The organism is Streptococcus cristatus, from assembly GCF_001578775.1.
In the GTDB taxonomy this organism is placed as follows: Bacteria; Bacillota; Bacilli; order Lactobacillales; family Streptococcaceae; genus Streptococcus; species Streptococcus cristatus_A.
Window position 1 is genome coordinate 57,933 of sequence record NZ_KQ969064.1, and the last position, 9,097, is coordinate 67,029.

A 9,097-nucleotide genomic window follows, 5' to 3' on the forward strand; every position below is an offset into this window, starting at 1 on the left:
TTTTTTGTAGGATTAATTTATTTGACGATAGGCTGTTTATTAGAGTCTAAGGTAAAGCCTTCTCCTAAGATTTCATGGGCTTCTGTAATAGTTGTAAAGGCAAATGGATCGATGTCATTGATGAGTTTCTTCATTTGCTGCATTTCGTTACGAGAGACAACACAATAAACGATTTGCAAATCTTGCTTGCTATAGAAGCCCTGTCCTTGCAGATAGGTAACGCCTCTTCCAAGTTTTTCATTGATGGCTTCAGCTAGTTCTATTGGTTTGCTGGTGACAATCAGGAAGCCTTTGCCCGCGAAACCACCTTCAGCAATCAAGTCAATAACACGAGAGGTGATAAAGACAAACATGAGTGTATAAGAAACCATGCGCAGATCTTTAAAGACTAAAAGAACCAGAGAAATAACGATAAAGTCCACTGTCAGCATGAGGCGGCCCATGGAGATACTGGTATATTTATTGAAGATACGAGCTACAATATCGGTACCACCAGTCGTTCCTCCAGCATTGAAAATAATGCCTAGACCAACTCCAAGAATAATTCCCGTTCCAAGGCAGGCTAGTAAGACATCGCCATCCAAGGAAGAGAAGAAATAGTCTTGTAAATGTTTGGAAGCAGGTAGCAACTCGAATAGTTTAAGCCAAGCTGATACAGAGAAGGTTCCTAAAATACTAAGGTAAAGGGTGCGATTTCCCAGTAATTTCCAAGCGAGAATAAAGAGTGGGATATTGATGACCAAATTGGTAGTTGATACAGGAATCTTGAACAGGTAGTAGACAATCAAGGTGATCCCCGTTGCTCCGCCTTCATACAAGTGAAAAGGAATCACCAAATAATGAATCCCAAAAGAAAAAATTCCAGCCCCCAGAATGATGGCCAGTATATTTTTAAATTTAAACATCAGACTCTCCTAAGAATTTTCTGACTCTATTTTATCAAAAGTTTTCATTTTTGAAAATAATATGAAATAATTTTCGAGAAATTCTTCTATGGGCTTTTGGGATAATTTTTGGTACAATAAAGCATAGACCAAAATAGGAATTTCTGTATCCATTGGCAGAATGAATGTAAAAGGAAAACGATGAAAAAAGGTGTTTTTATATCGCTAGAAGGGCCAGAAGGTGCTGGGAAAACCAGTGTTTTAGAGGCTTTGCTTCCTCAGCTGAAAGAGATGGGCTGTGAGTTGCTAACGACGAGAGAGCCTGGCGGTGTGGCTATTTCTGAAAAAATCCGCGAGGTGATTTTGGATAAGGGGCACACAGCCATGGATGCTAAGACGGAGTTGCTGCTTTATATTGCCAGCCGACGTCAGCATCTGGCGGAGAAGGTTCTGCCTGCCCTAGAGCAAGGGACATGGGTCTTGCAAGATCGGTTTATTGATAGCTCGGTAGCTTATCAAGGCTATGGACGGGGCTTGGCAGTTGACGATGTGGAATGGCTCAACCAGTTTGCGACTGATGGACTCAAGCCAGATTTGACCCTCTATTTCGATATTGATGTCAAGGAAGGTCTGGCTCGCATTGCTCGAAATAAGGAGCGCGAAGTCAATCGTTTGGATATGGAAGGTCTCGACCTACATGAGCGCGTGCGCCAAGGCTATCTGACTATTTTAGAAAAGGAACCAGAACGTGTCGTCAAGATAAATGCTAGTCAGCCGCTGGAGCAAGTAGTGGCGGATAGTTTGGCAGCTATCAAAATACGTTTTATCAAAGAAAAATGACAGTAGAAGATTTACGTCAGGCCCAGCCTCAGCTTACAGAGACTTTTCAGAAAATCTTAGAAGTAGGGCGGCTCAATCATGCTTATTTATTTTCGGGAAATTTTTCTAGTTTTGCCATGGCTTTGACCTTGTCCCAGAGTCTCTTTTGTGAGAATCGTCAGGGAGTTTGGCCCTGCGGTACTTGTCGGGCTTGTTGCTTGATTGAGAGCGAGGACTTTTCAGATGTGACGGTTGTGCGTCCGGTGAATGGCATTATCAAAACCGAGCGCATTCGTGAGCTGGTGAGAAGTTTTTCCCAGAGCGGTATGGAGGGCAACAGACAGGTCTTTATTATCTGTGATGCAGATAAGATGCACATCAATGCCGCTAATTCCCTCCTCAAAGTCATCGAAGAGCCCCAAAGTGAGATTTACATCTTTCTTTTGACAGCCGATGAGCATCTGATTTTGCCTACCATCAAGAGTCGAACGCAGATTTTCCACTTTCGGAAGAATCAGGCAGCTCTCCAGCACCAGCTGGAAGAGGCTGGTTTGATCAAAAGTCAGGCTGAGTTGCTGGCTGCTTATAGTCAGACCCAGGAAGAGGCCGATCAGTTGGTGTCCAACAAGTCTTTCTTTGAGCTGGTCAGTGAGAGTCAGCGATTTGTCAAGGCTGCCCTGACAAATGAGAATCAGGCTTATCTCCAAGTGGCCAAGCTGGCTAAACTAGCTGAGGACAAGGATAAACAGGAGCAAGCCTTTAAAATCTTGGAAGTCTTGCTGGCCAAGGAACTTGGAAGCGAGATAGGTCGCAAGAAACTGGAAGATCTCTTAGAAGCAAAGAAGATGTGGCGAGCCAATGTATCTTTTCAAAATGCTCTGGAATATATGATTTTAAAAGCCAGTGCCCAAGCAAGATAGGAGCAGATAATGAATAAAAAAGAACTATTTGATGCCTTGGATGATTTTTCTCAGACGCTTTTAGTGACCCTTGCCGAGGTAGAGGCCATCAAGAAAAATCTCAAGAGTGTCGTCGAGGAAAATATCGTCCTCCAGCTAGAAAATGATAAGCTGAGAGAGCGGCTAGGTGAGGTAGAGCAAGCAGCACCGGTTAAAATCAATAAAAATCGGGACAACCTTCGCAAACTGTACTACGATGGTTTTCATGTGTGTACAGATTTCTATGGTCAACGCCGAGAAAACGATGCAGAGTGCATGTTCTGCGATGAGTTGTTATTCAGGGAGTAGAAATGCAGATTCAAAAGAGTTTTAAGGGACAGTCGCCCTACGGCAAACTGTATTTGGTAGCGACTCCCATTGGAAATATGGATGACATGAGCATTCGCATGGTCAATACCCTCAAGGAAGTGGATATCATTGTGGCTGAAGATACTAGAAATACGGGCCTTCTGCTCAAACACTTTGGAATTGAGACGCGGCAAATCAGCTTTCATGAGCACAATGCTCAGGAAAAGATACCAATCTTGCTGGACTTGCTCAAATCAGGGCAAAATCTAGCCCAGGTCTCCGATGCTGGCTTGCCTAGCATTTCGGATCCGGGTCATGATTTGGTCAAGGCGGCTATTTCTGAGGACATTGCTGTGGTGACGGTTCCGGGGCCCAGCGCAGGGATTTCCGCTTTGATTGCCAGTGGTTTAGCGCCTCAGCCTTATATTTTTTATGGTTTCTTGCCTCGTAAGTCTGGACAGCAGAAGGAATTTTTCGAGAGTAAAAAGTCTTATCCAGAGACACAGATCTTTTACGAATCTCCTCACAGGGTCAAGGCTACGTTGGGAAATATGCTAGAAGTTTACGGCGACCGCTCGGTGGTCTTGGTTCGGGAATTAACCAAAATCTATGAAGAATACCAACGAGGAAGGATTTCTGAGTTGATAGACTATCTGGCCGAGAATGCACTCAAGGGCGAGTGCCTCCTGATTGTGGCTGGTGCAAGTCTGGAGAAGGAAGACAAAGCGGATGTAGAACTATTGGCTGAAATTGACAGCTTGGTTCAATCCGGTAGCAAGAAAAATCAGGCTATTAAAGAAGTGGCCAAAAAATACGGGCGTAATAAAAGCCAACTCTATGCCCTTTATCATGAAGAAGACAGAAACTAGTCCTATTCGACTAGTTTTTTTGTTCAAAATCCTCCTTTTGTTCGGAAATTCCCCAAAAGGCAAAATATCTTTGAAAGAATTATAGAAATTTTCTGAACATTGTGATATGATAGACAAAATACATTTTTGGAGGTAGGATATGACCATTTACAATTTTTCTGCTGGACCGGCAGTATTGCCCAAGGAAGTCTTGAAAAAAGCTCAGGCTGAGTTTTTAGACTATGCCCAAAGCGGCATGAGCGTGATGGAGGTATCCCACCGATCCAAAGAATTTGACGACATTATCAAAGAAGCGGAGAGCTTGCTGCGTGAGCTCATGGCTATTCCGGACAATTACCGCGTGCTATTTCTGCAGGGTGGGGCATCTACTCAGTTTTCCATGATTCCCCTTAATCTAGCCCAAGGCGGCAAGGCCTATTACCTAGTGGCTGGTTCTTGGGGCAAGAAAGCCTACACAGAAGCTGTCAAGCTGGCTAAGATCGTGCCTTTTGAGCCTATCCTCTTGGCTTCGTCAGAGGGCTTAAATTACACGGAAATTCCTTCTTTTGATGAAAAGGAGATTGATCCGCAGGCGGCTTATGTGCATCTGACAACAAATAATACCATTGAAGGAACGGCTATTTATGACCTGCCTGCGACCAATGGCGTGCCGATTGTGGTGGACATGTCTTCTAATATCCTGGCTGCTCAGTACCGAGTAGAGGATTTCGGCTTGATTTATGCTGGGGCTCAGAAGAATATCGGACCAGCCGGCGTGACAGTAGTCATCATTCGTGAGGATTTGCTCAATGATGAACCAGTTCTGTCTAGTATGCTGGACTACCGCATTCAGGCGGACAATGGCTCTCTTTACAATACACCACCGACTTTCGCCATCTATATGGCCAAGCTGGTTTTTGAGTGGGTCAAGGAGCTAGGTGGCGTAGCAGAAATGGAAAAGCGCAATCGTGAAAAATCTGGCCTTTTGTACGACTTCATTGAGCATTCGGACTTTTACCGCAGTCCAGTCCGTTACAAGGAGCAGCGCTCAGTCGCCAATATTCCCCTTTGTGTCTCCTAGCCCTGAGCTGGATGCTAAGTTTAACAAAGAGGCTGCTGCAGCAGGATTTAAGAATATCAAGGGGCACCGCAGTGTAGGTGGCATGAGAGCTAGTCTCTACAATGCCTTTCCGCTCCAAGGTGTCAAGGACTTGATTGCCTTTATGCAGAAATTTGAAGAAGAAAATTCTTAAGGGAGGGGAGCTATGGTCTTTAGTGTCAAAACCTTTAATAATATCAATCAATTCGGACTTAAGGAGCTGGGCAATGCTTTTCAGATTGACGGAGATAAGTCTGACAATCCAGATGCGTATATTCTGCGCAGTCAAAACCTGCATGGACAAGATTTTCCAAGCAAGCTCAAAGCCATTGCGCGAGCAGGTGCAGGAACCAATAATATTCCTGTTGACCAGGCAACAGCGCAGGGAATCGTGGTCTTCAACACGCCAGGAGCCAATGCCAATGCGGTGAAAGAAGCAGTCTTGGCTTCCATTCTCCTGTCTGCCCGTGACTATATCGCAGCTAACAGCTGGGCTAATGGCCTTTCTGGTGATGATGTTCCCAAGCAAGTAGAAGCTGGTAAGAAGCAGTTTGCAGGTACTGAAATTGCAGAGAAGACTTTGGGAGTCATAGGGTTAGGAGCTATCGGTGGCCGCATTGCTAACGATGCCTATCGTCTGGGAATGAATGTCCTAGGCTATGATCCTTATGTATCCATTGAAACGGCTTGGAATATCTCTAGCCATGTCAAGCGGGTAGCGGACATCAAAGAAATCTTTGAGAAGAGCGACTACATCACCATTCATGTGCCCTTGACTGAGGATACACGTGCTACTTTTGATCAGGCTGCTTTTGGTCTTATGCAAAAGGGAACAACCCTTATCAACTTTGCCCGTGGAGAACTGGTGGACAATGCCGCCCTCTTTGAAGCTTTGGAAACAGGTGTTATCAAACGCTATATCACAGACTTCGGTGTAGAAGAGCTGCTCCGTCATCCGCAGATTACAGTCTTTCCGCATCTGGGTGGCTCGACAGAGGAAGCTGAGCTCAACTGTGCCATTATGGCTGGGAAAACCATCCGACGCTTCATGGAAACGGGGGAGATTATTAACTCAGTGAATTTCCCTAATGTCCGTCAGGCTCTCTCAGCGCCTTATCGGATTACCTTGATTAACAAAAATGTACCGAATATTGTGGCTCGGATTTCAACAGCGGTCAGTGATTTGAATATCAATATCGACAATATTATCAATCGTTCCAAGGGTGATTATGCTTATACTTTGCTGGATCTGGATGAGTCAGACGAAAGCAAGATTCAGGACTTGGTTGATAAATTTGAGAATAGCGACAATATTGTGCGCGTGCGTTTGATTAAGAAATAATATAAAACAGACTATACTTCCCTAGGGGATAAGTCTGTATCAGCCGATAAGTCTTTCGCTTGTCGGCTTTTTCTAATGAGTCTCAGCTTGACAAGAAGGAACTAGCTGGGCTATCATAGGGATGGAGGAAAAACCATGTTACAATTTATCGAATACCCAAAATGCTCTACCTGTCGCAAGGCCAAGGCTGAGCTCAATCAATTAGGACTGGACTTTGAAGCGGTGGATATTGTCAAGGAAACGCCTAGCCAAGAGCAACTTTTGCAATGGATAACTCATTCAGATTTGGAGATTAAGTCTTTCTTTAATACCAGTGGTATCAAGTACCGAGAATTGGGGCTCAAGGATAAGGTACCTCAGTTTTCTGCTGAGGAGGCAGCCGCACTCTTGGCGACCGACGGCATGCTGATTAAACGACCGCTGCTAGTCCAAGATGATCGGATTGTGCAAGTTGGCTATCGGACCGAATACAAGGAATTAAAACTTTAATCAAAGATGGGAAATTTCCTGTCTTTTTATATTTTCCTGAAACTATTGAATTTGGCTAATCCATAGAGGCGCAGTATTTGATATGATTTCTAAGAAAGTCCCAATCAAAATCCTATAAAAGTTCTTCTTTTTATGAGAAAATAGAGGAAACGATTGGAGGGATGTTTATGGCAGGAATTTATCTAGCAGGCGGTTGTTTCTGGGGCTTGGAGGAATATTTTTCTCGGATTGAAGGCGTTGAGGAGACGACAGTAGGCTATGCCAATGGGCAAGTAGAGTCCACCAACTACCAGCTCATTCACCAGACCGACCATGCGGAGACGGTGCAGTTGATTTATAATGAAGATGAAATCAGCTTGCGAGAAATTTTGCTCTACTATTTCCGAGTCATTGACCCCTTATCTATCAACAAACAGGGGAATGATATTGGCCGTCAGTATCGGACAGGTGTTTACTATGTCCGTGAGAAAGATCGTGACATTATCGAGCAGGTTTTTGCTGAGCAGGAGGAGCAATTAGGACAAAATTTGGCTGTAGAGCTAGAGCCCTTGCGCCATTATATCTTGGCCGAGGATTATCATCAGGATTATCTCAAGAAAAATCCGACGGGTTATTGCCATATCAATGTCAAGGATGCTGAGCAGCCCTTGGTAGATGCGGGTCATTATCCTAAGCCTAGCCAGCAGCAACTCAAAGCAGTGCTAAGTGAGGAGCAGTATCAGGTGACCCAGCAGAGCGCAACGGAGCGCCCTTTCCATAATGCTTACAATAGCACTTTTGAGGCAGGGATTTATGTTGATGTGACAACTGGCGAACCACTCTTTTTTGCGGCTGACAAGTTTGAATCGGGTTGTGGCTGGCCTAGTTTTGCTCGTCCTATCGCTCGCGAGGTTATCAAATATTATCAAGATTTGAGTCATGGCATGGAGCGAATAGAAGTACGGAGTCGCTCGGGAAATGCCCATCTGGGTCACGTCTTTACCGACGGTCCGCAGGAGTTAGGTGGTTTGCGCTACTGCATCAACTCAGCAGCTCTGCGATTTATTCCCAGAGAGCAAATGGAAGAGGAAGGCTACGGCTACCTGCTATCCTATATGGACTAATACTCACTTTTGTCGCTTGTCAACCTTTTCAAAATCTAGCTAAACTGGATAGCAAAAATCAACCAATTTCCTCTTTTCTAACGCTCCAAGCATTTATATATGTAAATACCATAGAAAAGTGTATAATGGTTAGGAAAAGATAAATGTTATGGAAGGAATGCAAAATGGAGAAATTGGATATTACTACAATGTCTGATTATAAAAAGGTAGAAGCTGTTATTCAATTACTAATCGATGGAGTTTTGACCAGCTATCGTGTGGCGACAGATGCCAACATCAGCAAAATGAGTATCTTGACACTGGTCAAAGGTAGCAGCAAAATTAAAAATATTACTTATCAAACGGCTATTGCTCTGATTAATTGGTACGAAGAAAATCATGAAAAATACGGCATTACTATTCAATAAGTAGCCAATTTTACAGGGAAATATATATAACTAGAATTCTATGAGTGCTTGCTTGTGGGATTCTTTTACTGAAGGAAAGAATGGCCTTTCCATTATTGCAGGAAAGGCAAAAATTTCATATAATGGAAATAAGAAAAATGAGCGTAGGAATGTCTGCTGGTTGTAGCAGCCCGCTAAATTTTTTATAAGGAGAACTCAATGTCACAATTATCTGTTAATGCCATTCGCTTTTTAGGAATTGACGCGATTGAAAAGTCTAAGTCAGGTCACCCTGGCGTCGTTATGGGCGCTGCGCCGATGGCTTACGACCTATTTACCAAACAGCTGCGTATCAATCCAGAAGAGCCAAATTGGATTAACCGCGATCGCTTCGTTCTATCTGCAGGACACGGCTCTATGTTGCTTTATGCCTTGCTCCACCTGTCTGGCCTTAAAGATGTCAGCATGGAGGAAATCAAAAACTTCCGCCAATGGGGCTCTAAGACACCAGGTCACCCAGAGTTTGGTCATACAGCTGGAGTTGATGCGACGACTGGACCATTGGGACAAGGAATTTCTACAGCGACTGGATTTGCTCAAGCAGAGCGTTTCTTGGCTGCTAAGTACAACCGTGAAGGCTATCCGATTTTCGACCATTACACTTATGTCATCTGTGGTGATGGCGATTTGATGGAGGGAGTTTCAGCTGAGGCGGCTTCTTACGCTGGTCTGCAAAAGCTGGACAAGCTGGTTGTCCTCTATGATTCAAATGATATCAACTTAGATGGGGAAACCAAGGATTCCTTTACAGAAAATGTTCGTGCCCGCTATGAGGCTTATGGATGGCACACTGCTTTGGTGGAAGACGGAACAGACCTTG

The 9,097-nt window shown here is 44.2% G+C and carries 9 protein-coding genes and 2 pseudogenes; 10 read left to right on the forward strand and 1 reads right to left on the reverse strand.

Features of this window, described 5'->3' with window-relative positions; genetic code table 11:
- Positions 1 to 17: 17 nt before the first annotated feature.
- On the reverse strand, positions 18 to 905 hold the full coding sequence (locus tag SCRDD08_RS09600; protein WP_061423490.1) for a YitT family protein: 888 nt from the start codon (positions 903 to 905) through the stop codon (positions 18 to 20).
- Between the two features lie 180 nt (positions 906 to 1,085).
- Here SCRDD08_RS09600 and tmk point away from each other — a divergent pair, with 180 nt between their 5' ends.
- The 10 genes and pseudogenes from tmk to SCRDD08_RS12040 all read left to right on the forward strand — a co-directional run.
- On the forward strand, positions 1,086 to 1,724 hold the full coding sequence (tmk, locus tag SCRDD08_RS09605; RefSeq protein WP_061423491.1) for a dTMP kinase: 639 nt from the start codon (positions 1,086 to 1,088) through the stop codon (positions 1,722 to 1,724).
- Positions 1,721 to 2,623 carry a DNA polymerase III subunit delta' gene (locus tag SCRDD08_RS09610; protein WP_061423492.1) on the forward strand — a complete coding sequence of 301 codons (903 nt, stop codon included), beginning with the start codon at positions 1,721 to 1,723 and terminating at the stop codon, positions 2,621 to 2,623. Before tmk ends, SCRDD08_RS09610 begins: the two co-directional genes overlap by 4 nt.
- A 9-nt stretch (positions 2,624 to 2,632) precedes the next feature.
- Positions 2,633 to 2,950 (forward strand): DNA replication initiation control protein YabA, encoded by a 318-nt coding sequence (gene yabA, locus SCRDD08_RS09615; protein ID WP_005591852.1) that lies wholly within the window; start codon positions 2,633 to 2,635, stop codon positions 2,948 to 2,950.
- 2 nt (positions 2,951 to 2,952) lie between these two features.
- Positions 2,953 to 3,819, forward strand: coding sequence for a 16S rRNA (cytidine(1402)-2'-O)-methyltransferase (gene rsmI / locus SCRDD08_RS09620; RefSeq protein WP_061423493.1), 867 nt, complete (start codon positions 2,953 to 2,955; stop codon positions 3,817 to 3,819).
- Positions 3,820 to 3,958: 139 nt separating this feature from the next.
- Positions 3,959 to 5,051 (forward strand): annotated as a pseudogene (gene serC, locus SCRDD08_RS09625) (3-phosphoserine/phosphohydroxythreonine transaminase).
- A gap of 12 nt (positions 5,052 to 5,063) precedes the next feature.
- A complete protein-coding gene (locus SCRDD08_RS09630; protein WP_061423494.1) occupies positions 5,064 to 6,239 on the forward strand; it encodes a 3-phosphoglycerate dehydrogenase family protein in 1,176 nt (391 codons plus the stop codon).
- A 135-nt stretch (positions 6,240 to 6,374) separates the two neighbouring features.
- Positions 6,375 to 6,728 (forward strand): arsenate reductase family protein, encoded by a 354-nt coding sequence (locus SCRDD08_RS09635; protein WP_061423495.1) that lies wholly within the window; start codon positions 6,375 to 6,377, stop codon positions 6,726 to 6,728.
- 167 nt (positions 6,729 to 6,895) lie between these two features.
- On the forward strand, positions 6,896 to 7,831 hold the full coding sequence (gene msrB, locus SCRDD08_RS09640) for a peptide-methionine (R)-S-oxide reductase MsrB (RefSeq protein WP_061423496.1): 936 nt from the start codon (positions 6,896 to 6,898) through the stop codon (positions 7,829 to 7,831).
- A gap of 164 nt (positions 7,832 to 7,995) precedes the next feature.
- The gene (locus tag SCRDD08_RS09645) at positions 7,996 to 8,238 is read left to right on the forward strand and encodes a hypothetical protein (protein ID WP_005592291.1); all 243 of its coding nucleotides are present in this window, start codon (positions 7,996 to 7,998) and stop codon (positions 8,236 to 8,238) included.
- A 198-nt stretch (positions 8,239 to 8,436) separates the two neighbouring features.
- Positions 8,437 to 9,097, forward strand: a pseudogene (locus SCRDD08_RS12040) (transketolase); the annotation flags it as partial.